Below are 23,440 nucleotides of genomic sequence, written 5' to 3'. Positions count from 1 at the left end.
GCCACCGAAAACACTGCTCAGGAGGCGATGAGGATGGGGAACGGGGCTCTCAGCGGTGCGGTGATCGCGGTCGCCGGCGCCGGCGGTCCGGCAGGCCGGGCGACACTGCTCAGGCTCGCCGAGGCGGGCGCGACGGTCGTCGGTTCCGACAACGACCCGGAGCGGCTCGCGGAGGCCGTGGACGCGGCGAGCTACGCCCACGGCGGCGCCACCGTCGTCGGCGACACCGTCGACCTGCTCGACCTGCAGTCGACCCGGGACTGGGCCACACGTATCGAGAAGGACTTCGGGCGCGTCGACGGCCTGGTCCACCTCGTCGGCGGCTGGCGCGGCAGCGAGACCTTCACCAAGACGGTCCTCGACGACTGGGACCTGCTGGAACTGCTGCTCATCCGCACCGTCCAGCACACCTCCCTCGCCTTCCACGAGGCCCTCCAGCGCAGCGACCGCGGCCGGTACGTCCTGACCAGCGCCGCGGGGGCGAGCAACCCCACCGCGGGCAACGCCGCGTACGCCGCCGCCAAGGCCGCCGCCGAGGCGTGGACGCTGGCCATGGCCGACTTCTTCCGCAAGGCCGGGGTGTCGGAGGGCGACGACGGTCCGACGTCGGCGGCTGCGATCCTGGTCGTGAAGGCGTTGGTGCACGACGCGATGCGCGCCGAGCGCCCCAACGCGAAGTTCGCGGGCTTCACTGACGTCAAGGAGCTGGCCGAGGCCGTCGTCGGCGTCTGGGAGCGGCCCGCCGCCGAAGTGAACGGGAAACGTCTGTGGCTGACCGAGAAGCCGTGAACCCTCCGAAGACCGACGCACGCCGTCATCACGACCCGGAGACCCGAGGCTTCGCCAGCGACAACTACGCGGGGGCCCACCCCGAGGTGCTCGCCGCCCTGGCCCTGGCCAACGGCGGGCACCAGGTCGCGTACGGCGAGGACGACTACACGGAGAACCTCCAGCGGATCATCCGCAGCCACTTCGGGGCCACGGCGGAGGCGTTCCCCGTCTTCAACGGCACCGGAGCCAACGTCGTCGCACTCCAGGCGGTCACCGACCGCTGGGGAGCGGTGGTCTGCGCCGAGAGCGCGCACATCAACGTCGACGAGGGTGGTGCCCCCGAACGCATGGGCGGCCTCAAGCTGCTCACGGTGCCCACCCCCGACGGCAAGCTGACGCCCGACCTGATCGACCGGCAGGCGTACGGCTGGGACGACGAACACCGTGCGATGCCGCAGGTCGTCTCGATCACCCAGAGCACCGAACTGGGCACCCTCTACACCCCGGACGAGATCCGCGCGATCTGCGACCACGCCCACGCGCACGGCATGAAGGTCCACCTGGACGGCTCCCGCATAGCCAACGCGGCGGCCTCGCTCGACGTCCCGATGCGGACCTTCACGAACGCGGCCGGCGTCGACATCCTCTCCCTCGGCGGGACGAAGAACGGCGCGCTGTTCGGTGAGGCGGTCGTCGTCATCAACCAGGACGCCGTCAGCCACATGAAGCACCTGCGCAAGCTGTCCATGCAGCTCGCCTCCAAGATGCGCTTCGTGTCGGTGCAGTTGGAGGCGCTGCTCGCCAAGGACCTGTGGCTGCGCAACGCCCGCCATTCCAACGCGATGGCGCAGCGGCTGGCGGAGGGCGTGCGGGCCGTGCACGGCGTGGAGATCCTCTACCCGGTGCAGGCGAACGCGGTCTTCGCCCGACTTCCGCACGACGTGAGTGAACGCCTGCAGAAGCGCTTCCGCTTCTACTTCTGGGACGAGCCCGCGGGCGACGTCCGCTGGATGTGCGCCTTCGACACGACCGAGGACGACGTGGACGCGTTCGTGGCGGCGCTGAAGGAGGAGATGGCGCGTTGACGCGCCCCCACTAGCTGCATAGGTATGCGTTCACCTGAAAAGTCATTGACTGTTCGGTGATCGCTTTCCTATGCTCTGGGGCCATGGAGCTGATCCAGAACACCTCTGACCTGTCCGCTTATCTCGCCGCTGACGAGGTCATCGACCACCATCACCCGCTGGTGCGCGAGACTGCGGCGCAGCTCGCCAAGGATGCGGTGGACTCGTATGCCTATGCGCGAGCTGCCTTCGAATTCGTGCGCGACACCATCCCGCACTCCGCCGACAGCGGCGACCTGCGGGTCACCTGGCGCGCCTCCACCGTCCTGGAACAGCGCACCGGCATCTGCTACGCCAAGGCCCACGCGCTGGCCGCGCTGCTGCGCGCCGAGGACATTCCCACGGCGCTGTGCTACCAGCGGCTCGCGCACGACGACGGGGACGGTCACGCCGTGCACGGGCTGGTCGCGGTGCGGTTCAACGGCGCCTGGCACCGCCAGGACCCGCGCGGCAACAAGGCGGGCGTGGACGCGCGGTTCTCCCTCGGAGGTGAGTGGCTGGCCTGGATCCCCGATCCGAAGTCCAATGAGGTGGACTATCCAGTACTGTACGCTGAACCTCATCCGGCTGTGCTGGGCGCGTTGAAGGCCGCACCCGACAGGCCGTATCTCTGGAAGACGCTCCCCACCGCACTCTGAGGCAGGCGATGACACTCACCCTGACCGTGTCCGACGAGGTGCGCACGCTCGCGCCCGGCTTCACCCACGTCGCGATCGAGGCCCACGGACTCGTCAACGGCCCCAGCACCGACGCCAGTTCGGCGCTCCTCGACGACGCGGCCCGCCGACTCGCCGTACGCCTGGACGGCCGGGCCCCGCACGAGGACCCGCACATGGTCGCCTGGCGTGACACGTACACGGCGTTCGGCTCGAAGCCCTCGCGCACCCGTAACTCGGCCGAGGCGCTTGCCAAGAGGGCTCTGACGGATGCCGGCCTGCCCCGGATCAACGTCCTGGTCGACCTCTACAACGCCATCAGCGTGGCGCACCTGGTGCCGGTCGGCGGCGAGGACCTCGACCACATCCGGGGCGGGATGCGGCTCGTACGAGCCACCGGCGCCGAGGACTTCGTGACCGTGGCGGGCGGCGAGGAGACCGTCGAGCACCCTGACGCGGGTGAGGTCGTGTGGTGCGACGAGGCGGGCGTGACGTGCCGACGCTGGAACTGGCGCCAGGGCCCCCGCACCCGGCTCACCGAGCGCACCACCTCCGCGATCTTCCTCCTGGAGTGCCTCCCCCCGATGACGACCCAGGAGTCGGAGGCCGCCGGCACCGAACTCGCCGAACTACTGGAGAAGTTCAGCCCCGGAGCGAAGATCACGGCAAGGGGCGCCCTGTAGGGGCGCGAGGCTGTATCCGATTTGCGGCTCCGCCGCGTGGGCGCGACAAGCCCCCACGGGCCCGCAGCCGACGAACAACCCAACCGCACAACCCCCGGAGGGCTCAGCGTGCCTCGGCCTCGCGGACCTGCTCCGGGGTCGGGGCCGTGCCGCCGAGGTGGGCCGGCATCCACCACGTGTCGTCCGGACCCTTGGGGTGGACCGGATAGGCGCGCTGGGCGGCTTCCAGGAGCTCGTTGACGCGCTCGCGCAACTGGCGGGTGATCGCGCCCGCGTACTTGTCGCGGGAGGCCTCTATGGCTTCGCCGACCCGGATCGTGATCGGGATGTGGCTGCGCTTGAAGTTGCGCGGGTGGCCCTTGGTCCACAGGCGCTGTGTGCCCCACACGGCCATCGGGATCAGCGGGACGCCCGCCTCCTGGGCCATCCGCGCTGCGCCGGACTTGAAGCTCTTCAGCGTGAACGACTGCGAGATCGTGGCCTCGGGGAAGACGCCGACGATCTCGCCGGAGCGCAGCGAGTCCAGTGCGTGCGCGTACGCCGTCTCGCCGTTCTTACGGTCCACCGGGATGTGCTTCATGTTCCGCATCAGCGGGCCGGACACCTTGTGCCGGAACACCGACTCCTTCGCCATGAAGCGCACCAGACGCTTCTGCGGCAGGGCGGCGAGACCGTCGAAGATGAAATCCAGGTAGCCGATGTGGTTGCTCACCAGCACCGCCCCACCCGAGCGCGGGATGTTCTCCGACCCCTTGAGGTCGATCTTCAGGTCCCAGGTCTTGAACAGCGTCCGGGCGAGACCGATGGCGGGACGGTAGACAAGCTCAGCCATGGACGGGGATGACCCTTCTCTCTGCTCTGCCTGGGAAGGGGTCCCCGGGCGGGAAGTTACGCAGCCGTAGGTTCTACAGCGTTGCGCAGATCGTGCCCCAAGAACGGACGGGTGGCCAGTCCTCGTGCCCGTGATCAGCGAGATTCTCGTCACGTCGTCCCTTGATCCACCTCGTGCTTTTACACCGCCTTTACTACGTGCGTAGCCGCACCCGTCGTACGACCAGGTACATCTCGCATCCCAGGCAGTACCCGAACGCGGCGTTCAAAAACGCGGCCGCCAGCGCGGCCCCCGTCGCGGCGATCCCGAGCCACTCCACACCGAGCGCGAACCCGGCGAGTCCCACGCCCGCGAAGACGAGCCCGACGGTCTGCGCGAACCGCGGCGGTTCGGGAGCCTCGAACTCCGTCGGCGGGCCGATCCTCGGACGGACCACCCGGCGGAACAGCAGACCGTACGGGGAGCGTCCCACCCCGCCGACCGCGCCCAGCGCGAACGCCAGCGTCTGCCAGGCCAGCAGCCACGCGCTCCCGGTGACCAGCACGACCGCCAGTACGGTGGCCGTCACGGCCGCTCCGAACCGCGGCCCTCTCACATCGATGTCCATGGAACACAGCATTCCGCAGCAGAAACGATTCGAGCAGCCGGGAATCTTTGCAGTCTGATGAACGCTGCAGCCGGGGATGACCGGAATCGTGATCTGTGTGGCGGTGCTCGCGGCGTCGAGCGTGTTCGGAGTGCTGCATCGACGGCGGAGCGGGAGAGTACGCGTGCGTGTGCGAGACGACGGAAAGCGGCTCGGCGCCGCCGAGTTGGGCGAGAGCCTCGGCGAGCGGGCGACGCTCGTCCAGTTCTCCAGCGCGTTCTGCGCCCCCTGCCGGGCCACCCGCCGTGTCCTCGGTGAGGTGGCCGGCCTCGTCCCCGGCGTCACCCACGTCGAGATCGACGCCGAGGGGCACCTGGACCTCGTACGGCGGCTGGACATTCTGAAGACGCCCACGGTGCTCGTGCTCGACGCGGACGGTCGGATCGTGCGCCGGGCGACCGGGCAGCCGCGCAAGGAAGAGGTCATCGCCGCGCTGGGGGAGGCCGTTTGAGGTGCTCCGGCCATCCGTTACCGCCGCTGATGGTGTGTTCGGTGACGCATCTCCCAGATGCCGGAAGCCACTTGACTGCGCCCGCCATCTATCGTCAGCCTGACCCTATGCCTCCGGAACTCCTTCTCCATGCGCGGGTCCACGTGGACCTCGTGCGCACCGCGAGCGCGCGCTGTCCGGGCCGTTGAGCAACCACCGCCCAGCTCGCCGCCTCCCGCAGAAGGACAGCTCCATGACGGCCACGCCCGCCCTCGGTACCGCTCAGTCCGTCGTACCCGCCTCTCCCGATCTCCTGCGCTCCGTCTTCCGGCAGCACGCGGCGGGTGTCGCCGTGATCACCGCACGCGGGAGCGCCGGTCCGGTCGGTTTCACCGCCACGTCCCTCGCCTCAGTCTCCGCGGAGCCCCCGCTCGTCTCGTTCGGCATCAGCACCGGCGCCTCCAGCTGGCCCGTGATATCCCGGGCGGACCATGTGGGCGTGCACATACTCGGCGAGCACCAGCACGAGCTGGCCGCGACCTTCGCCCGCAGCGGCGCCGACCGGTTCGGCGCGCCCACCGCCTGGCGCGAGGGTCCCGAGGGGGTGCCCGTCCTCGACGGTGTCCTGGCCTGGCTGGTGTGCCGCCCGGTCGCGCGGGTGCCTGCCGGGGACCACCGGATCGTGCTGGCCGAGGTCGTGCTGGGCGACCCCGCCGGTCCTGGACGGCCGCTGCTGTACCACCAGGGCCGTTTCAACGGGCTCCGCGACTGACCGACGGTGACCGACCGATCGGTACAATGTGATGTTGCCGACTCTGCGACCCGGCCGGGTTCCGGTTACGCTGCGTTGCGAAGGTCACACGTCAAAGCGCTTGCTCAGTGGGCGCCGAGTGGGTGTACTGGCGAGTAATATTTCGTTCGGAGCGCGGGTCGCCCCCATCGGGATCTGCCGCTTTGAGGCGCCTATGCTGCCTGCAGGAAGGCAGCCCGGAACAGACGATGCAGTAGGAGAGCCGGCGTGAGCTTGAGGATCGTTGTCACTGTGAAGTACGTGCCCGACGCCACTGGCGACCGGCACTTCGCCGATGACCTGACCGTCGACCGTGACGACGTGGACGGTCTGCTCTCGGAGCTCGACGAGTACGCGGTCGAGCAGGCGCTGCAGATCGCCGACGAGGCCGACGACGCGGAGATCACGGTCCTGACCGTCGGACCCGAGGACGCCAAGGACGCGCTCCGCAAGGCCCTGTCGATGGGCGCCGACAAGGCGATCCACGTCGAGGACGACGACCTGCACGGCACCGACGCCATCGGCACCTCCCTCGTGCTGGCCAAGGCGATCGAGAAGGCCGGCTACGACCTGGTCATCTCCGGCATGGCCTCCACCGACGGCACCATGGGTGTCGTACCGGCGCTGCTCGCCGAGCGGCTGGGCGTCCCGCAGGTCACGCTGCTCTCCGAGGTCTCCGTCGAGGACGGCGTCGTCAAGGGCCGCCGCGACGGCGACTCCGCCTCCGAGCAGCTGGAGGCCTCCCTCCCGGCCGTCGTGTCGGTCACCGACCAGTCCGGTGAGGCGCGTTACCCGTCCTTCAAGGGCATCATGGCCGCCAAGAAGAAGCCGGTGGAGTCCTGGGACCTGTCCGACCTCGACCTGGAGGCCGGGGAGGTCGGTCTGGAGGGCGCGTACTCCGTGGTCGACTCCGCGACCCAGCGCCCGGCGCGCACGGCCGGCACGATCGTCAAGGACGAGGGCGAGGGCGGCAAGCAGCTCGCCGAGTTCCTCGCGGGCCAGAAGTTCATCTAGGCCCCGTTCGAGGCTCACTGCTCCGACTTCCGAGTCCGTTGAGCCCCGACTCGCCGACCGCCCCTCATCTTCCGCAAGCAGGAGAGTAGAAGTCCCATGGCTGAAGTTCTCGTCTACGTCGATCACGTGGACGGTGCCGTCCGCAAGCCCACCCTGGAGCTGCTGACGCTCGCCCGCCGCATCGGTACGCCGGTCGCCGTGGCGCTGGGCGCCGGCGCTGCCGCCACCGCCGGAGCGCTCGCCGAGCACGGCGCCGTCAAGGTCCTCACCCACGAGGCCGCCGAGTACGCCGACTACCTGGTCGTCCCGAAGGTCGACGCCCTCCAGGCCGCCTACGACGCCGTGTCCCCGGCCGCCGTGCTCGTGCCGTCCTCCGCCGAGGGCAAGGAGATCGCCGCCCGGCTGGCGCTGCGCATCGGCTCCGGCATCATCACCGACGCCGTCGACCTGGAGGCCGGTGACGAGGGGCCGGTGGCCACGCAGTCCGCGTTCGCCGCGTCCTTCACCACCAAGACCCGGGTCGCCAAGGGCACCCCGGTCATCACGGTCAAGCCGAACTCGGCCGCCGTGGAGGCCGCCCCGGCCGCCGGTGCCGTCGAGGCCCTCGACGTCACCTTCTCCGCCCAGGCCACGGGCACCAAGGTAACCGCGCGCACCCCGCGCGAGTCGACCGGCCGCCCGGAGCTCACCGAGGCCGCGATCGTCGTCTCCGGCGGCCGTGGCGTCAACGGCTCGGAGAACTTCGCCATCATCGAGTCCCTCGCCGACTCCCTCGGCGCGGCGGTCGGCGCCTCGCGTGCCGCGGTGGACGCCGGCTGGTACCCGCACACCAACCAGGTCGGCCAGACCGGCAAGTCCGTCTCGCCGCAGCTCTACATCGCCAACGGCATCTCCGGCGCCATCCAGCACCGCGCCGGTATGCAGACCTCGAAGACGATCGTGGCCGTCAACAAGGACGCCGAAGCCCCGATCTTCGACCTCGTCGACTACGGCGTCGTCGGCGACCTCTTCGACGTCGTCCCCCAGCTCACCGAGGAGATCAACACCCGCAAGGGCTGAGCTTCCTGAGCCCTCCCCAGGCCCCCGCGACCGTACGACCGGTCGCGGGGGCTCGGCTCATCCCAGGGTCAGTGAGGCCTGCACCGGCAGATGGTCGCTCGCGTACATCCCGTCCACGGAGAAGGTGTTGATCGCCGCCCGGTGGGTCGTCACCCCGGGCGAGGTCAGGATCCAGTCGATGCGCCGGCCTCCGGGCTTGGGTGCCCGGTAGGCGTTGAACGTCCCGTACTCCGGGCTGCGGGAGGCCGCCGCGTCCCAGGTGTCCACGAGCCCGTTCGCGAGCATCAGGTCGTACACCCGGTTCTCGTGGGCGGGCGAGTTGAAGTCGCCGGTGACGATCACCGGCATCGACGGGTCCCACTTGGCGATCGTCTCGCCGATGAGCCCCGCTGAGCGCTCCCGGGCGTACTGGCTGACGTTGTCCAGATGGGTGTTGAGGACGTAGAACTCCCGTCCCCCGTCGGCGAGATCGGCGAATTTCACCCAGGTCACCATGCGCAGCCAGTCCGCGTTCCAGGTGTTGGAAGCGATGGTGTACGGGGTGTCGGACAGCCAGAAGTGGTCGAACTCCAGCGGTTCGAGCCTTCGGGTGTCGTAGAAAACCGCCATGAACTCGTCCTTGCTGCCACCGCCCCGGCCGGTACCGATCCAGTCGTAGTGCCCGCCGAGATCCTTCTCGATCATGCGCACCTGCTGGTAGAGCCCCTCCTGGGTGCCGATGACGTGCGGGCGCTCGCGACGCAACAGCTCCCGCATCACCGGACGGCGCACGGACCAGCGCGGTGTCTTGTCGACCACGGTCGCGAAGCGCACGTTGAACGTCATGACGTTCAGGGCGCCCGCGTGCTCGCCGGCGACCGCAGGTATCGATGAGCCCGCCGTGGTCAGCAGCGGCATGGCGATGGCGGCGGCCGCCACGGACTTGAGTCCATGGCGACGCGTCACTCCGACCTCTCTCGGCACGCGATCCCCTCCCCTTCGGAGTCAGAATGAACCTTGCCCTCTGAATACGGAAGAAGGCGCCGGATCAGCAGTGACCAGGGGGAAAGGATCGGTAATACCGCTTCGAGACGGTGTTGACCTGGATGAAGATCGACGGCTAGCTTCGTCATGCGGATTGTAGATTCCGTATTGCGGAAGACGGAGGGTTCGGAATGGTGCAGGGCCAGCAGGAAAACGTGACGACGAGCCTCGCGGGTGCCGTCAGCGCGAGGATCAGCGCCTCCCTCGCCCCGGTCGACGCGGAGCTGGAGCGCCGCTACCCGGGAGACCCCGGCACCCGCCAGCCCGTCCACACCGTGTACGTCCCCGGAGACGTATTCGCCGCCGACACCATCCGTTCCTGGGGTGACCAGGCCCTGGCCGCCCTCGACGAACACGCCCCGGACGCCGCCTCCTTCGCCGCCGTCCTCGGTCTGTCCGACGACCTCGCCGAATCCGTCCACGACCGTGTCCGCGCCAAACTGGAGCGCGAGCCGATCGAAGACCTGCGCGTCGACTTCGAGGATGGCTACGGCCCCCGCCCGGACGCCGAGGAGGACGAGACGGCGGCCCGTGCGGCCCGGCTGATCGCCGAGGCGTACGCGAAGGGCACGGCCGCCCCGTACATGGGCATCCGGATGAAGTGCATGGAGGCGCCGGTGCGCGACCGGGGCATCCGCACCCTCGACATCTTCCTGACGGGCCTGATGGAGGCCGGCGGACTGCCCGAGGGCCTGGTCCTCACCCTGCCCAAGGTGACGTACGCCGAGCAGGTCACCGCCATGGTCGGGCTCCTGGAGGAGTTCGAGAAGGCGCGCGGCCTCACGCCCGGCCGGATCGGCTTCGAGATCCAGATCGAGACCAGCCAGTCCATCCTCGCCACCGACGGTACGGCCACGGTCGCCCGGATGATCCAGGCCGCCGAGGGCCGCGCCACCGGCCTGCACTACGGCACCTTCGACTACAGCGCCTGCCTCGGAGTCTCCGCCGCCCACCAGGCCAGCGACCATCCGGCCGCCGACCACGCCAAGGCGATCATGCAGGTCGCGGCGGCCGGCACCGGCGTACGTGTCTCGGACGGTTCCACCAACGTCCTGCCGGTCGGCCCGACCGAGCAGGTCCACGCGGCCTGGCGCCTGCACTACGGCCTCACCCGCCGTGCCCTGTCCCGCGCCTACTACCAGGGCTGGGACATGCACCCCCGGCACATCCCGACGCGCTACGCGGCTGTCTTCGCCTTCTATCGCGACGGCTACGAACAGGCCGCCGCCCGACTCTCCCGCTACGCCAACCGGGCCGGGGGCGACGTCATGGACGAGCCCGCCACCGCCAAGGCCCTCAGCGGCTATCTGCTGCGCGGCCTGGACTGCGGCGCCCTAGACGGCGCGGAGGTGACCCGGGCGACGGACGGCCTGACCCGGGCCGACCTGGACGGCTTCGCGCGTCCCAGACGAGCCGACCTCACCGCGTCGCCCAGGTAGCACCCCTGTCACAACCATGGGCACGCGGTTCCGCTGTCACACCGGCCCCGTAGTCTGTACGCCACGTACGGGTGGGTCACAGGAACGGGGCAGCGGTGTCTTCGGGGGAGCGCGAACAGACGGGCGGACAGCCGGAACAGCGGCCGGTGGATCCGGCGGCAGGCACCGGTCGACTGCTGGCCGGCCGCTACCGGGTCGTGTCCCAGCTCGGGCGCGGCGGTATGGGCGTCGTCTGGCGTGCGGTCGACGAGGTGCTCGGCCGTGAGGTCGCGGTCAAGGAGCTGCGCGCGTTCACGGACGCAGGCGCGCCCGAACTGGCCGCCCTGCGACTGCGGATGCAGCGCGAGGCCCGCGCGGCGGCCCGAATACGCCATTCCGGAGTCGTCGCCGTGCACGATGTCGCGGAGGTCGACGGCCGCCCTCTGATCGTCATGGAACTGGTGGACGGCCGCTCCCTGGACGACGTCCTGAGCGAGCGCGGCACCCTGGACCCGCGCGAGGCCGCCGGGATCGGCGCCCAGGTGATGGACGCGCTGTCCGCCGCCCACCGCGTCGGCGTCCTGCACCGTGACGTGAAGCCCGGCAATATCCTGCTGGAGACCTCGGGCCGGGTCGTCCTGACGGACTTCGGCATCGCCACGATGGAGGACCCGGGCGACGGCTCGGCCACGAACCTCACCCGCAGCGGCGAACTCGTCGGCTCCCTGGACTACTTGGCCCCCGAACGGGCCCAGGGCGGCGACCCCGGCCCCGCCTCCGACATCTGGGCCCTGGGCGCCACGCTGTACGCGGCTGTCGAGGGAGCTTCGCCCTTCCGCCGTACGTCGACCTGGTCCACGCTCACCGCGATCGTGGCCGAACCGCTCCCGGAACCCCGCCAGGCCGGCGCCCTGGGCCCCGTCCTGCGGCAACTGATGGCCAAGCGGCCGGAGGAACGCCCGGACGCGGAGACCGCGCGGGGCCTGCTGGAGGCGGTGGCGTCGGCCACGAGCGGTGCGACGGACACGCCCACGACGAGTGCGCCGGCCGAGGTTGGCGCGACGGACATGCCGACGACGAGCCTGCGACCGCCGGAAGCGGCTGCGGCCGAACCGCCCGCGGCGTCCGGCGCCGGTAGGGACGAAGAGGCGCGGGAGGCAGGGAACGCGGCGCAGGCGGCGGAGACCGGAGCGCCGCCGGTACCGCTGGGGTTCGGTCCCGCCGGGCAGGCATCCCCCGCGGCCCCGGCCGTACAGCAGGCGTCCCCCGGGTTCGGGCCGCCGGAGCCGATGACGTCCTCCGTGCCCGGTTTCAGCCCCGCCGGGCCCCCGCACACCGGCGGCGTACCGGATGCCGGCCACCTCGCCGCGCCGACCGCCTTCTCCACGCCGGTGCCCGCCGCCGCCCAACCCCGCCGCAGGGGACGCGCGTTGCTCGCCGCCGCGGCCGTCACCGTGGTCCTCGCCGCCGCCGGAGTCACCGCGGCGGTGCTCAACGGCGGGGACGACACCGAGGCGAGCACCTCGCCCGCCGCTTCCGGGGACAGCCTGGGACCGGCGCCCTCCACCGGCAGCGGCCGGGCCGACCTGGACCTCTCCGATCCCACACCCACCGGAAAGGGCACCGAGAAGTCCTCCTCCCCGGCGACGCCGACCAGGACGAAGGGCGCCGAGGCCCGTGACGACGCGACCCCCGACGCGTCGAAGACCTCGGGAAGCGGCACGACCGGCGGCGGCGCCTCGGGCGGCACCACCGGCGACGCCGGAACGGGGACGACCGGAGGCTCGGGCACGACCGGCGGGACCGGAACGACCGGGGGCACCGGCGCCACCGGCGGGAGCGGTACGAGCGGTGGCGCGACCGCCACGCCCGACCCCGGGTGCGAGCCGACCGGCGACGGCAAGTACAACTGCTCGGTCTGGCGCACCGCCAAGTCGTACACGGCGTCCGGCACCGAGGTCGGCGTCCTCAACTCGGGTACCAACTACTTCTACTGTCAGCAGAATCTGGGCCGGCGCGAGACCTACGGCGAGTGGACGAACGTCTGGTGGGCGAAGACCGACGACGACAGCGGCAACGCCGGTGTCTACGTCAGCGTCGTCTACCTCAAGGGCGGAGACAACGACGCCCCGGTGCCCGGACTCCCGGTCTGCTGAGTCCCTGAGCCCCCGGGTCCCTCAAGGCCGAGTGCGCTAGGCCCGGCTCAGTCCGCCGGCGGCAGTTCCCCCGATCCCCGGGTGATCAGGCGGGTCGGGAGTTCGATGCGCTCCGGGGAGAGCAGCGTGCCGTCCAGCTGGCGGAAGAGACGCTCGGCGGCCGTACGGCCCAGCTGAGCCGCGTCCTGGGCGACCACGGTCACGCCCGGCTGGAGCAGGTCGGCGAGTTCGAAGTCGTCGAAGCCCACGAGAGCGACGGGTCGGCGCTGCTCGGTGAGGACCCGGACGACGGTGACCGTCACCCGGTTGTTGCCCGCGAAGACCGCCGTCACCGGGGACGGCGCCGAGAGCATCTCCTCGGTCGCGCGGCGCACCCGCTCCGGGTCTGTGACGCCGAGCGACATCCACGCGTCCTCGACCGGTATCCCCGCGTCCTCCATCGCGGCCCGGTAGCCGCGAAGCCGCTCGGCGGAGGTGTGGATACGGGGCATGTCGCCGATGAAGCCGATCCTGCGGTGACCGTGCGCGATCAGGTGGGCCACGCCGTCGCGGGCGCCGCCGAAACTGTCCGACAGGACGACGTCGGCGTCGATCTTCCCGGCCGGCCGGTCCACGAACACCGTGGCGACGCCCGCCTTCAGCTCCGGCTCCAGATAACGGTGGTCGTCACCGGCCGGAATGATCACCAGCCCGTCCACGCGCCGCGCGCACAGCGCCAGCACCAGCTCCTGCTCCCGGTCCGGGTCCTCGGCGCTCGACCCGTTGATCAGCAGGGCGCCGTGCGCCCGGGCGAGCTCCTCGACGGCCCGGCTCAGGGGGCCGTAGAAGGGGTCGGCGAGATCCTCCAGGACGAGGCCGATGCTCGCCGTACTGCCCTTGCGGAGCACTCGTGCGCTGTCGTTGCGGCGGAACCCCAGGGCGTCGATGGCCTCCTGCACGCGGCGCTCGGTCTCCGGGGTGACCCCCGGTTCCGCGTTGACGACACGCGAGACCGTCTTCAGCCCGACCCCGGCACGGGCGGCCACGTCCTTCATGGTCGGACGGTTGCCGTAGCGGTTCTCCGGGCGGCGGGCGGTGTCGGCCACGATGCGCTGTCCTGTCCTGTCGGCCACGGGATGTCGGCGGTCCCCGCTGATCCATCGCGGTACTCCGGACCATGTTGCGTGCGGGGGATGCGTCGTCCCAGGTTGTGTATGAGGATGTGGCGTCGAGCATAGGGCCTGGACAACGTTGTCAGGTGCAGGGGACACTGTCCACGCCAACTCCGGCCTGCGCCCCCACCATCAGACCGGCCTGCCCCTTTGCCATGGTTGACAGGGAGATCTGACACTGATGCACACCGACCTCGTGGCCGCGCTCGACATCGGCGGCACCAAGATCGCCGGAGCGCTGGTGGACGGCCACGGCCGGATCCTGCTGCGCGCTCAGCGCCCGACGCCCGCCCGGGAGGACGGGGAGACGGTCATGCGGGCCGTCGAGGAGGTGCTCGCCGAGCTGACCGGCTCGCCGTCGTGGGTGGGTGTGACCGCCGTCGGTATCGGCAGCGCGGGGCCGGTGGACGCCTCGGCGGGCACGGTGAGTCCGGTGAACGTGCCCGGCTGGCGCGGCTACCCGCTGGTCGCACGCGTCCGGGCCGTGACCGGAGGCCTGCCCGTCGAACTGATCGGCGACGGCGTGGCGATCACGGCGGCCGAGCACTGGCAGGGCGCCGCCCGCGGCCACGACAACGCGCTGTGCATGGTCGTCTCGACCGGTGTCGGCGGCGGCCTGGTCCTCAACGGCCGGCTGCACCCCGGACCCACGGGCAACGCCGGCCACATCGGGCACATCAGCGTAGAACTCGACGGTGAGCCCTGTGCCTGCGGCTCCCGCGGCTGTGTGGAGCGCATCGCCAGCGGTCCCAACATCGCTCGCCGCGCCCTGGCGAACGGCTGGCAGCCGGGCCCCGACGGCGATATCTCCGCCGCCGCGGTCGCCGAGGCGGCAAGGGCCGGCGACCCGGTCGCCCTTGCCTCCTTCGAGCGTGCCGCCCAGGCGCTCGCGGCGGGCATCGCCGCCACGGCGACCCTCGTGGAGATCGACGTCGCCGTGATCGGCGGCGGCGTGGGGAAGGCGGGCGACGTCCTGTTCGCGCCCCTGCGCGCGGCCCTGAAGACCTACGCGACGCTGTCGTTTGTCCAGCGTCTGGAGATCGTCCCGGCGCAGATGGGCACGGACGCGGGCCTCGTCGGCGCGGCAGCGGCGGCGCTGACGCGCAGGGCGGACCACACGGCCGAGGCGAGCGTCTGAGGCAGGTGGCCGAGGGCCGGCTGATCGCCGGGTCCGGGCGGGAACCGGTGAAGTGACGCCGACGAGAGACCTCCTGGCGGCAACCGCCCGTTGAGAACCGGCCGTGCCAGGAGGTGCCGTCGTCCCGGGCCGCGTCAGGCAGGGAGGGCGCCCAGCTGGCGCAGTTGCGTGAGGACGTCGACGACGCCCCGGATCTCGGCGATCTGCCCGCCGGCGAACCGGCAGATGAAGATCTCGCTGTAGGTGACGGTTCTTCCGGTGGGCGCCAGCCCCTGGTACTCGCCCCGGTGGGTCCCGGTCACCGTGTTCCTGGAGGCGACCTTGTCGCCTTCCGCGACCGTCTCCTCGACGGAGACGTGGATGTCGGGGAACGCGCGCAGAAGCACCTCCCACACGCGTTTGAGGGCTTCGGGGCCCGTCGCGCCCATCGGTACCGGCGCGTGGAAGAGCACGTCCGGTGCGACGAGCTCGTCGATGGCCTTCGAGATGACGTCCGGGTCGCCGCTGTTCACGGCGGAGTGGAGGCGGTCGAGGGTAGCTGTGTTGCTGGTTGCCCCGGTTGCCGGCATGCGGTCGCTCCTCTGGTCCGTGGATGGTGCCTCGGCAGTAGGACGGCGCGGCCACCGGGAATGTGACACGGCGCGCGAACCCCGTGACCCCCACCCCGGTTCGGCAGTTGAGCCGGGCATGAAGAAGCGCAGCATGCTCGCCATCGCCTCCCTCGCCACCGGGTTCGTCGTCGCGGCGATCACCCCTTCCCACGGCCTCGGGGCCGACGCCCTCGGTGATCTGAACGTGGACGACACGCTCAGCGCCCTCGACCACACCGTCGCGAGCGACAGCATGGCCGTGGACGAGAACGCGCTGGGAGGCGACAGCGCCAACGGCTGACGAGCCGGAAGTGATCCAAGTGGCGCCGGTGGTCCGTGTGACGGGGCACCGGCGCCGCCGTGTGTGCGCCCTCATCCGAATCTGGTTTCCGTGGCAGGGTGGAGCGGGCAAACCTCAGGGGTCCAACAGAAGAGGGGGAAATGTGATCGTCGTCTGGGTCAACGGCGCGTTCGGTGCGGGAAAGACCACCACCGCACGGGAACTGAACGAACTGATCCCGAACAGCACGCTCTTCGACCCCGAGGTCATCGGCGGGGCACTCGCGCATCTGCTGCCTCCCAAGCGACTCGCGGAGGTCGGCGACTTCCAGGACCTGCCGATCTGGCGGCGGCTCGTCGTGGACACCGCGGCAGCCATGCTCGCCGAGCTCGGCGGCACCCTCGTGGTCCCCATGACGCTCCTCCGCCAGGAGTACCGCGACGAGATCTTCGGTGGCCTCGCCGCCCGCCGGATCACGGTCCGGCATGTGCTCCTCGCCCCGGCGGAAACGATCCTGCGCGAGCGAATAGCCACCCGGGAGATCCCACCGGACCTCCCGGACGGAGAGATACGCGTACGGCAATGGTCGTACGACCAGATCGAGTCGTACCGGACGGCGCTCGCCTCCTGGCTCACCGCCGACGCCCATCCGGTCGACACCAGCGCCCTCACCCCGTACGAGACGGCCGTACGGATCGCGGAGGCCGTCAGCACCGGGACCGCGCCCACGTGCGACATCGTCCAGACCCCGGAACCCACCGGCGAAACGGTGGCCGCCGGGGTCCTGCTGTTCGACGACGAGGACCGGGTCCTGCTCGTCGACCCCACCTACAAGGCGGGCTGGGAGTTCCCCGGCGGCGTCGTCGAGCGGGGCGAGGCGCCCGCGCGCGCGGGCATCCGCGAGGTCGCCGAGGAGACGGGCATCCACCTCACCGACGTACCCCGGCTCCTCGTCATCGACTGGGAGCCGCCCGAGCCGCCCGGCTACGGCGGACTGCGCCTCCTCTTCGACGGCGGACGGCTCGACAGCGCCCGGGCCGGGCGGGTGCTGCTGCCCGGCCCCGAACTGCGTGACTGGCGCTTCGTCACCGAGGAGGAGGCCGCCGACCTGCTCCCGCCCGTCCGCTACGAGCGCCTGCGCGGGGCCCTGCGGGCGCGCGAACGGGGCGCCGCCCTCTATCTGGAGGCGGGGGTGGCGGTGGGAGAGGCCGAGGCGGAGTAGGGGGCGGGCTGCCGGGGAGGCTCAGGACGCGGCGTAGTTCCGGAGGAACAGGGCCTCTGTCACCGACAGGCGTTCCAGCTCCTCCGGGGACACGCTCTCGTTCACCGCGTGGATCTGGGCCTCCGGCTCGCTCAGACCGATCAGCAGGATCTCGGCGCGCGGGTAGAGCGACGCGAGCGTGTTGCAGAGGGGGATCGAGCCGCCCTGGCCCGCGTACTGCATCTCCTGGCCCGGGTACGCGACCGCCATGGCCTCGGCCATCGCCGTGTACGCCGGGCTGGAGGTGTCGGCGCGGAACGGCTGGCCCTGTCCGGTCTGCTCCATGGACACTCGCGCGCCCCACGGCGTGTGCGCGGTCAGATGCGCCTGCAGGAGCTTGGTCGCCGCCGCCGCGTCCACACCCGGCGGCACCCGCAGGCTGACCAGCGCGCGGGCGCTCGCCTGCACGGACGGGGTGGCGCCGACCACCGGCGGGCAGTCGATGCCGAGGACCGTGACCGCAGGGCGCGCCCAGATCCGGTCGGCGACCGGGCCGGAGCCGATCAGCTCCACGCCGTCCAGCACCTTGGCGTCCGCGCGGAACTGCTTCTCGTCGTACTGGAGCCCGTCCCACGACGCGTCGTCCGTGAGTCCGTCGACTGTCGTCGAACCGTCCTCGGCACGCAGCGAGTCGAGGACGCGGATCAGCGCGCCCAGCGCGTCGGGCGCGGCCCCGCCGAACTGGCCCGAGTGGAGGTTGCCCTCGAGGGTGTCGATCCTGATCCGCAGCATGGTCATGCCGCGCAGAGTCGAGGTGACCGTCGGCAGCCCGACCCGGAAGTTGCCCGCGTCGCCGATGACGATGGTGTCGGCGGCGAGCAACTCCGGGTGTTCCTCGGCGTACCGCTCCAGACCGCCCGTGCCCATCTCCTCCGAACCCTCGGCGATCACCTTGACGTTGACCGGGACGCCGCCGTTCGCCTTGAGGGCACGCAGGGCGAGCAGGTGCATGATGAGGCCGCCCTTGCAGTCGGCGGCACCGCGTCCGTACCAGCGGCCGTCGCGCTCGGTCAGCTCGAAGGGCGGGGTCACCCAGCCGGCCTCGTCGAGCGGCGGCTGCACGTCGTAGTGGGCGTAGAGCAGGACGGTCTTCGCGCCCTCGGGGCCGGGCAGGAAGCCGTACACCGACTGCGTGCCGTCCGGGGTGTCGAGCAGGGCCACGTCCTGGAACCCGTCGGCGCGCAGCGCGTCGGCGACCCAGTTCGCGGCGGCCTCGCTCTCGCTCCTCGGGAACTGTTCGAAGTCCGCCACCGACTTGAACGCCACCAGTTCGGTGAGCTCCGCCCGTGCCCTCGGCATGAGGGAGGCGACGGTCTCGGCGACCGGATTCGAGGACATGGGCACGCTCCTTGTGGGTGCGACGTTGTACCAGAGAAGTCCTGTGATCCTCCCACAGCGGACTGTGGCGACTCCCGCCGTAGGATGCGGAGGAACAGGTGCGGCAGGCGGATGACCAGGAGCGACAGACCATCGTGAGCAGCGAGAACTCTTCGGCGGACGACGTGGCACAGGTGTGGGACGTCGTTGTGGTGGGCGCGGGACCGGCGGGGGCCTCGGCCGCGTACGCGGCGGCGGTCGCGGGCCGCAGTGTGCTGTTGCTGGAGAAAGCGGAACTGCCGCGTTACAAGACGTGCGGCGGCGGGATCATCGGCCCCTCGCGCGATTCCTTGCCGCCAGGCTTCGAACTGCCCTTCAGGGACCGGGTGCACGCGGTCACCTTCTCGAACAACGGCCGCTTCACCCGCACGCGTCGCTCCAAGCAGATGCTGTTCGGGTTGATCAACCGGCCCGAGTTCGACCAGCAGCTCGTCGAGCACGCCCAGAAGGCGGGCGCCGAGCTGCGTACAGGCGTCGCGGTGTCGCGGGTAGAGCAGCACGGCTCCGCGGTGCCGGACCGGCGGACGGTCGCACTCGTCCTGCAGGGCGGCGAGACGGTGCTGGCCCGCGCGGTCGTCGGCGCGGACGGCAGCGCCAGCCGCATAGGAGCACACGTCGGGGTGAAGCTCGACCAGGTGGATCTCGGCCTGGAGGCGGAGATCCCGGTGCCGCAGACCGTCGCCGAGGACTGGCAGGGGCGGGTACTCATCGACTGGGGTCCGATGCCCGGCAGTTACGGCTGGGTGTTCCCCAAGGGCGACACGCTGACGGTGGGTGTGATCTCCGCGCGCGGTGAGGGCGCGGCCACCAAGCGGTATCTGGAGGACTTCATCGCCCGGCTGGGGCTGGCCGGCTTCGAACCGAGCATCTCCTCCGGCCACCTGACGCGCTGCCGTGCCGACGACTCGCCGCTGTCCCGCGGCCGGGTGCTGGTCTGCGGGGACGCGGCGGGCCTGCTCGAGCCGTGGACCCGAGAGGGCATCTCGTTCGCGCTGCGCTCGGGACGGCTCGCGGGGGAGTGGGCGGTACGCATCGCGGAGGCCAACGACGCCGTGGACACGCGCCGCCAGGCACTGAACTACGCGTTCGCGATCAAGGCGGGACTCGGTGTCGAGATGGCCGTCGGCCGGAGCATGCTCAAGGCGTTCGAGCGGCGCCCCGGTCTCTTCCACGCCGCCCTGACCGGTTTCCGCCCCGCGTGGAACGCCTTCCGGGACATCACCCGGGGCACCACCTCGCTGGGCGAGCTGGTGCGCACCCACCCCATGGCCGGGCGCGCCCTGACCGTGCTCGACAAGCCCTGAGACCTCGCCCGGCCTCGTCCGGGTGTCGAGGGGCGTTCACGAGGTGACGGTGATCCGGAAGACGGGGTGCTTGGGAGCGGCGGCGAGCAGCTCCTCGTCGGTGGAGTTGGCGTCGACGTCGCCGAAGAAGCGCCCCACTTCCCAGCCCCACTTCTTGAGGTAGGTGCGCAGCACGACCGGCTTCTCGGCGTCCGGCAGCTCGACCGCGGTGAACTCCTGGACGCGGCGGCCGACCTTGAGCCGTCCGCCGCCGGCGGCGCGCATGTTCCGCACCCACTCGGAGTGGCCGCGCGCCGAGACGAGGTAGGGGCCGCCCTCGTACGGCAGCGGGTTGACGGGCACCCGGCGCCACTCTCCGCTCTTGCGGCCGAGCACGGAGAGTTCGGCGGTGCCCATGACGCTCAAGCCGTGGCGGGTGAGCCAGCCGATGAATCCGTTCATGGCCCGGTCGAACGCCTTGGGCTTCATGTAGTGGGCTGACGACGACGGCATGGTGTCCTCCTGGGTTTGCGGTCAGGGCGTGTGCGAATCCTGGTTGCGAGAGCACTGCTCTCGCTTGAGAGCAGTCTGCCGGAGATCGGTGATCCAAAGCAAGAGCACTGCTCTCTTTTTGGTTCGGCGCTCTTGTTTGTGTGCACTGCTCCGAAAACGTGGAACACTCGCACCCATGAGCACCGCAAAAGGAGCCCGCGCCCGTGCCCGGATCGAGGTCACCTCGGCGATCAAGGACGAGGCGCGCAGACAGCTCGCGGCCGAAGGGGCCGCCAAACTCTCGCTGCGGGCCGTCGCCCGTGAACTCGGCATGGTCTCCTCCGCGCTCTACCGCTACTTCCCGAGCCGTGACGACCTGCTGACCGCCCTCATCATCGACGCCTACGACTCCCTGGGCGAGGCCGCCGAGACCGCCCACGCCGCCGTCGCGGACACCGGCCCGCTGCGGCGCTGGGTCGCGGTGTGCGAAGCGGTGCGCGGCTGGGCGCTGGACAGTCCCCACGAGTACGCGCTGATCTACGGCTCCCCGGTCCCCGGGTACAAGGCGCCCCCCACCACCGTGCCGGCCGCCTCGCGGGTCGGACTGCTGCTGATGGACATCGTGCGTGACGCCCACCGGGGCCGAGGGGTGGCGCTCACCCCGATCCCCGCCGAACTGCGCCCCGAGGGCGAGCGGTTGGCCGCCGACATCGCCCCCGACCTGCCACCGGAGGTGGCGCTGGCGCTCGCCGCGGCCTGGGCGCAGGTGTACGGGCTGGTCGGGTTCGAGCTGTTCGGTCAGTTCAACCGGGTGGTGGAGGACCGGGAGAGGTTCTACCGGTACGCCGTCAGCCGTATCGGCCACGGGGTGGGGCTGGTGTTCCCCGAGAAGGAGAAGGAGAAGTAGCAAAGGGAAGCCGAGGGAGCGGACGGAGCAGGGGGGTGGTGGGGCGGGCGCCGCGGACAGGGCGCCCCCGGACCCGTACTCCCCGGGGAGTACGGGTGATCACCTCGTCCGGCGGACGCCGTGGCGGGGCGGTGCCGTCTAGCGTGGCGGGCATGGACGAGCAGCGCGTACGCGGACGCGGGGGAGGTTCGCCCCGGCGGTGGGGGTCCCGGGACGGGGAAGGCCCGGCGGTCGCGGACCGGGGTGTCGGCCGGTGGCCCTGGCGTTCCGTCCTCCTGCTGACCGCCTTCGTGCTCGTCGGCTCGAAGCTCGCAGCCGGCCGACAGGAAGGGGACCGCGCCCACCTGGACCTCTTCGCCGTTCTCCTGCTCGTTGCCGGTTCGGCGCTGCTGCTGTGGCGGCAGCGGTATCCGGTGCTCGTCGTCTTCGGCACCGCCGCTGCCGCCATGGTGTACCTCGGCGCCGGATATCCCTACGGGCCGGTCTTCCTGACCGTGGTACTGGGCTGCTTCAGCGCGGTGGTCGCCGGGCACCGCGGGGCCGCGTGGGCGGCTGTCGGGATGCTCTGGGCCGGGCACGTGCTGATCGCGCACTGGCTGTACCGGTGGCTGCCGCCCTCCGGCGACAAGGCCGCTCCCTGGAGTCAGGAGCTCGTGGTCGCCGCCTGGGTGGTGGCCGTCGTGGCGGTCGCCGAGCTGGTCAGGGTGCGACGGGAGCAGTGGGACCGGGAACGCGCCGAGCGCGCCCAGGCCGTCCGGCGGCGCGCCGACGAGGAGCGGTTGCGGATCGCGCGCGAACTGCACGACGTACTCGCGCACAGTATTTCGGTCATCAACGTGCAGGCCGGGGTCGGTCTCGCGCTGCTCGACTCCGACCCCGAGCAGGCCCGCACCGCGCTCACCACCATCAAGGCGGCGAGCAAAGAGGCGCTCGGCGAGGTGCGTCAGGTGCTCGACACGCTGCGTACGCCGGGGGACGCGCCGCGCGCTCCGGCGCCCGGGTTGGAGCGGCTGTCCGAGCTGGTGGAGCAGGCGGCGGCGGCCGGACTGACCGTAGAGGTGCGGGGCGCGGCCCCGAAGCTGCCGCCGGGTGCCGATCTCGCCGCCTTCCGGATCGTCCAGGAGGCCCTCACCAACGTCGTACGGCACTCCGGTTCACGGCACGCGCGCGTGCGGGTCGAGGCGGACGAAGCGGACGGCGTCCTGCGGCTGCGCGTCGACGACGACGGGCCCGCGACCGGCGCCGACGCGGGTGGCAGCGGGAACGGGCTGGCCGGGATGCGGGAGCGGGCCGCCGCCCTCGGTGGCACGATCGAGGCGGGGCCGCGAGCGGACGGCGGTTTCCGGGTGCTGGCAGTGCTGCCGCTCAGGGTGAAGGAGGACCGGTGATCCGTGTACTGCTCGCCGACGACCAGTCGTTGGTGCGCGCGGGGTTCAGGGCACTGCTCGACGCACAGCCCGACATCGAGGTGGCCGGGGAGGCCGCCGACGGAGAGGAAGCGCTGCGTGCCGTACGCGAACTGCGCCCCGATGTCGTCCTGATGGACATCCGCATGCCGGTGCTGGACGGGCTCGCCGCGACCCGACGGATCACCGGCGACACCGCGCTGAACGACGTCAGGGTGGTCATGCTGACCACCTTCGAACTCGACGAGTACGTCTTCGAGGCGATCCGCAGCGGTGCCTCCGGCTTTCTGGTGAAGGACACCGAGCCGGACGAACTCCTGCGCGCCGTACGGGCGGTGGTCGCCGGTGACGCGCTGCTCTCGCCGGGAGTCACGCGACGGCTGATCGGCGAGTTCGCCGCCCGCTCGAAGGAACCGGCCACAGTCGACGCCCTCACCGGGCTCACCGAACGGGAACGGGAGGTGATGGCCCTGGTCGGAATGGGCCTGTCCAACGCGGAGATCGCCCGCCGCCTGGTCGTCAGTCCGCTCACCGCGAAGACCCACGTGAGCCGCACGATGGTGAAGCTGGGCGCCCGCGACCGGGCCCAACTGGTGGTGCTGGCCTACGAGTCGGGGTTGGTGCGGCCGGGCTGGCTCGGCTGAGACCCATCGGTGGTGTCGCCTGCGCGACCGAAACGGTTCAGTACGCTCACCACGCGCACCATGAACAGGACGGCGCCCAGCGTCGCGCCCGCCGCGACGAGCGTGCGCTGCGCGGTGTCGGACAGGTCGAAGACCCACGCCGGACCGGTCACCACCGCGAAGACGACGGCCGCCAGGAAGACGGCGCTGCACAGGGCGTATCCGATCTCCACGGTGACCGCGTCCCGCCGCGCCTGGGAGTTTCTCGCGCGGCCCTGCCCCATGTGGTCCCCGTAGTTGTCCATCCGGCGAGTCAAACAGGCGGTGCCC

The 23,440-nt window shown here is 71.1% G+C and carries 25 protein-coding genes; 17 read left to right on the top strand and 8 right to left on the bottom strand.

Annotation, left to right across the window (positions count from 1 at the left end; all coding sequences use genetic code 11):
• Positions 1–33 precede the first annotated feature (33 nt).
• The 4 genes from STRTUCAR8_RS37520 (at position 34) to STRTUCAR8_RS37505 (ending at position 3,234) form a co-directional block, all read left to right on the top strand.
• The gene (locus STRTUCAR8_RS37520) at positions 34–789 is read left to right on the top strand and encodes an SDR family NAD(P)-dependent oxidoreductase (RefSeq protein ID WP_006381552.1); all 756 of its coding nucleotides are present in this window, start codon (positions 34–36) and stop codon (positions 787–789) included.
• A complete protein-coding gene (locus STRTUCAR8_RS37515; protein ID WP_006381479.1) occupies positions 786–1,856 on the top strand; it encodes a threonine aldolase family protein in 1,071 nt (356 codons plus the stop codon). The genes STRTUCAR8_RS37520 and STRTUCAR8_RS37515 overlap by 4 nt, the downstream gene beginning before the upstream one ends.
• Positions 1,857–1,939: 83 nt before the next feature.
• A complete protein-coding gene (locus STRTUCAR8_RS37510; protein ID WP_006381551.1) occupies positions 1,940–2,533 on the top strand; it encodes a transglutaminase domain-containing protein in 594 nt (197 codons plus the stop codon).
• Positions 2,534–2,541: 8 nt separating this feature from the next.
• The gene (locus tag STRTUCAR8_RS37505; RefSeq protein WP_006381527.1) at positions 2,542–3,234 is read left to right on the top strand and encodes a B3/B4 domain-containing protein; all 693 of its coding nucleotides are present in this window, start codon (positions 2,542–2,544) and stop codon (positions 3,232–3,234) included.
• Positions 3,235–3,337: 103 nt separating this feature from the next.
• Here STRTUCAR8_RS37505 and STRTUCAR8_RS37500 read toward each other — a convergent pair whose 3' ends face one another.
• Positions 3,338–4,066 carry a lysophospholipid acyltransferase family protein gene (locus tag STRTUCAR8_RS37500; protein WP_006381481.1) on the bottom strand — a complete coding sequence of 243 codons (729 nt, stop codon included), beginning with the start codon at positions 4,064–4,066 and terminating at the stop codon, positions 3,338–3,340.
• Positions 4,067–4,259: 193 nt separating this feature from the next.
• Complete coding sequence (locus STRTUCAR8_RS37495) at positions 4,260–4,673, bottom strand: DUF4395 domain-containing protein (protein ID WP_006381537.1); 414 nt, start codon at positions 4,671–4,673, stop codon at positions 4,260–4,262.
• Between the two features lie 76 nt (positions 4,674–4,749).
• On the opposite strand from STRTUCAR8_RS37495, the gene STRTUCAR8_RS37490 reads away from it, so the two are divergent.
• The 4 genes from STRTUCAR8_RS37490 (at position 4,750) to STRTUCAR8_RS37475 (ending at position 8,005) form a co-directional block, all read left to right on the top strand.
• Complete coding sequence (locus STRTUCAR8_RS37490) at positions 4,750–5,163, top strand: TlpA family protein disulfide reductase (protein ID WP_006381540.1); 414 nt, start codon at positions 4,750–4,752, stop codon at positions 5,161–5,163.
• 232 nt (positions 5,164–5,395) lie between these two features.
• Positions 5,396–5,914 (top strand): flavin reductase family protein, encoded by a 519-nt coding sequence (locus STRTUCAR8_RS37485; RefSeq protein WP_006381539.1) that lies wholly within the window; start codon positions 5,396–5,398, stop codon positions 5,912–5,914.
• A gap of 246 nt (positions 5,915–6,160) precedes the next feature.
• A complete protein-coding gene (locus STRTUCAR8_RS37480; protein ID WP_006381494.1) occupies positions 6,161–6,946 on the top strand; it encodes an electron transfer flavoprotein subunit beta/FixA family protein in 786 nt (261 codons plus the stop codon).
• Positions 6,947–7,042: 96 nt separating this feature from the next.
• Positions 7,043–8,005, top strand: a complete 963-nt coding sequence (locus tag STRTUCAR8_RS37475; protein ID WP_006381482.1) for an electron transfer flavoprotein subunit alpha/FixB family protein — start codon at positions 7,043–7,045, stop codon at positions 8,003–8,005.
• A gap of 57 nt (positions 8,006–8,062) precedes the next feature.
• Here the strand turns inward: STRTUCAR8_RS37475 and STRTUCAR8_RS37470 are convergent, their stop codons facing one another.
• On the bottom strand, positions 8,063–8,968 hold the full coding sequence (locus STRTUCAR8_RS37470; protein ID WP_006381487.1) for an endonuclease/exonuclease/phosphatase family protein: 906 nt from the start codon (positions 8,966–8,968) through the stop codon (positions 8,063–8,065).
• Positions 8,969–9,159: 191 nt separating this feature from the next.
• Between STRTUCAR8_RS37470 and STRTUCAR8_RS37465 the strand changes: the two genes are divergently transcribed.
• Positions 9,160–10,467 carry a DUF6986 family protein gene (locus STRTUCAR8_RS37465; protein WP_006381553.1) on the top strand — a complete coding sequence of 436 codons (1,308 nt, stop codon included), beginning with the start codon at positions 9,160–9,162 and terminating at the stop codon, positions 10,465–10,467.
• Positions 10,468–10,562: 95 nt separating this feature from the next.
• Positions 10,563–12,602, top strand: coding sequence for a serine/threonine-protein kinase (locus tag STRTUCAR8_RS37460; RefSeq protein ID WP_006381450.1), 2,040 nt, complete (start codon positions 10,563–10,565; stop codon positions 12,600–12,602).
• Between the two features lie 47 nt (positions 12,603–12,649).
• Here the strand turns inward: STRTUCAR8_RS37460 and STRTUCAR8_RS37455 are convergent, their stop codons facing one another.
• Positions 12,650–13,687 (bottom strand): LacI family DNA-binding transcriptional regulator, encoded by a 1,038-nt coding sequence (locus tag STRTUCAR8_RS37455; protein WP_006381452.1) that lies wholly within the window; start codon positions 13,685–13,687, stop codon positions 12,650–12,652.
• 247 nt (positions 13,688–13,934) lie between these two features.
• Between STRTUCAR8_RS37455 and STRTUCAR8_RS37450 the strand changes: the two genes are divergently transcribed.
• Positions 13,935–14,891 carry an ROK family protein gene (locus tag STRTUCAR8_RS37450; protein ID WP_006381524.1) on the top strand — a complete coding sequence of 319 codons (957 nt, stop codon included), beginning with the start codon at positions 13,935–13,937 and terminating at the stop codon, positions 14,889–14,891.
• Positions 14,892–15,025: 134 nt separating this feature from the next.
• Here the strand turns inward: STRTUCAR8_RS37450 and STRTUCAR8_RS37445 are convergent, their stop codons facing one another.
• Positions 15,026–15,460, bottom strand: coding sequence for an ester cyclase (locus STRTUCAR8_RS37445; protein ID WP_006381560.1), 435 nt, complete (start codon positions 15,458–15,460; stop codon positions 15,026–15,028).
• Positions 15,461–15,578: 118 nt separating this feature from the next.
• Here STRTUCAR8_RS37445 and STRTUCAR8_RS37440 point away from each other — a divergent pair, with 118 nt between their 5' ends.
• Positions 15,579–15,782 (top strand): hypothetical protein, encoded by a 204-nt coding sequence (locus tag STRTUCAR8_RS37440; RefSeq protein ID WP_006381451.1) that lies wholly within the window; start codon positions 15,579–15,581, stop codon positions 15,780–15,782.
• 142 nt (positions 15,783–15,924) lie between these two features.
• Positions 15,925–16,983 carry an NUDIX hydrolase gene (locus tag STRTUCAR8_RS37435; RefSeq protein WP_006381555.1) on the top strand — a complete coding sequence of 353 codons (1,059 nt, stop codon included), beginning with the start codon at positions 15,925–15,927 and terminating at the stop codon, positions 16,981–16,983.
• Between the two features lie 21 nt (positions 16,984–17,004).
• Here the strand turns inward: STRTUCAR8_RS37435 and STRTUCAR8_RS37430 are convergent, their stop codons facing one another.
• On the bottom strand, positions 17,005–18,360 hold the full coding sequence (locus STRTUCAR8_RS37430; RefSeq protein ID WP_006381437.1) for a dipeptidase: 1,356 nt from the start codon (positions 18,358–18,360) through the stop codon (positions 17,005–17,007).
• A gap of 134 nt (positions 18,361–18,494) precedes the next feature.
• Here STRTUCAR8_RS37430 and STRTUCAR8_RS37425 point away from each other — a divergent pair, with 134 nt between their 5' ends.
• Positions 18,495–19,703, top strand: coding sequence for a geranylgeranyl reductase family protein (locus STRTUCAR8_RS37425; RefSeq protein ID WP_044473558.1), 1,209 nt, complete (start codon positions 18,495–18,497; stop codon positions 19,701–19,703).
• A 36-nt stretch (positions 19,704–19,739) separates the two neighbouring features.
• On the opposite strand, the gene STRTUCAR8_RS37420 is transcribed toward STRTUCAR8_RS37425, so the two are convergent.
• On the bottom strand, positions 19,740–20,195 hold the full coding sequence (locus STRTUCAR8_RS37420; protein ID WP_006381423.1) for a nitroreductase family deazaflavin-dependent oxidoreductase: 456 nt from the start codon (positions 20,193–20,195) through the stop codon (positions 19,740–19,742).
• Positions 20,196–20,370: 175 nt separating this feature from the next.
• Here STRTUCAR8_RS37420 and STRTUCAR8_RS37415 point away from each other — a divergent pair, with 175 nt between their 5' ends.
• The 3 genes from STRTUCAR8_RS37415 to STRTUCAR8_RS37405 all read left to right on the top strand — a co-directional run bounded on the left by STRTUCAR8_RS37415 (position 20,371) and on the right by STRTUCAR8_RS37405 (position 23,131).
• Positions 20,371–21,081 (top strand): TetR/AcrR family transcriptional regulator, encoded by a 711-nt coding sequence (locus STRTUCAR8_RS37415; protein ID WP_006381558.1) that lies wholly within the window; start codon positions 20,371–20,373, stop codon positions 21,079–21,081.
• Between the two features lie 152 nt (positions 21,082–21,233).
• Positions 21,234–22,469 carry a sensor histidine kinase gene (locus tag STRTUCAR8_RS37410; protein WP_044473557.1) on the top strand — a complete coding sequence of 412 codons (1,236 nt, stop codon included), beginning with the start codon at positions 21,234–21,236 and terminating at the stop codon, positions 22,467–22,469.
• Complete coding sequence (locus STRTUCAR8_RS37405; RefSeq protein WP_006381471.1) at positions 22,466–23,131, top strand: response regulator transcription factor; 666 nt, start codon at positions 22,466–22,468, stop codon at positions 23,129–23,131. The genes STRTUCAR8_RS37410 and STRTUCAR8_RS37405 overlap by 4 nt, the downstream gene beginning before the upstream one ends.
• On the opposite strand, the gene STRTUCAR8_RS37400 is transcribed toward STRTUCAR8_RS37405, so the two are convergent.
• Positions 23,092–23,415 carry a DUF6332 family protein gene (locus STRTUCAR8_RS37400; protein ID WP_006381426.1) on the bottom strand — a complete coding sequence of 108 codons (324 nt, stop codon included), beginning with the start codon at positions 23,413–23,415 and terminating at the stop codon, positions 23,092–23,094. The two genes, STRTUCAR8_RS37405 and STRTUCAR8_RS37400, sit on opposite strands and share 40 nt — an antisense overlap.
• Between the last annotated feature and the right edge of the window lie 25 nt (positions 23,416–23,440).

The organism is Streptomyces turgidiscabies Car8, from assembly GCF_000331005.1.
Classification (GTDB): domain Bacteria; phylum Actinomycetota; class Actinomycetes; order Streptomycetales; family Streptomycetaceae; genus Streptomyces; species Streptomyces turgidiscabies.
The sequence above is the reverse complement of the archived record's forward strand: the minus strand, read 5'-3'. Positions and strand labels throughout refer to the sequence as shown.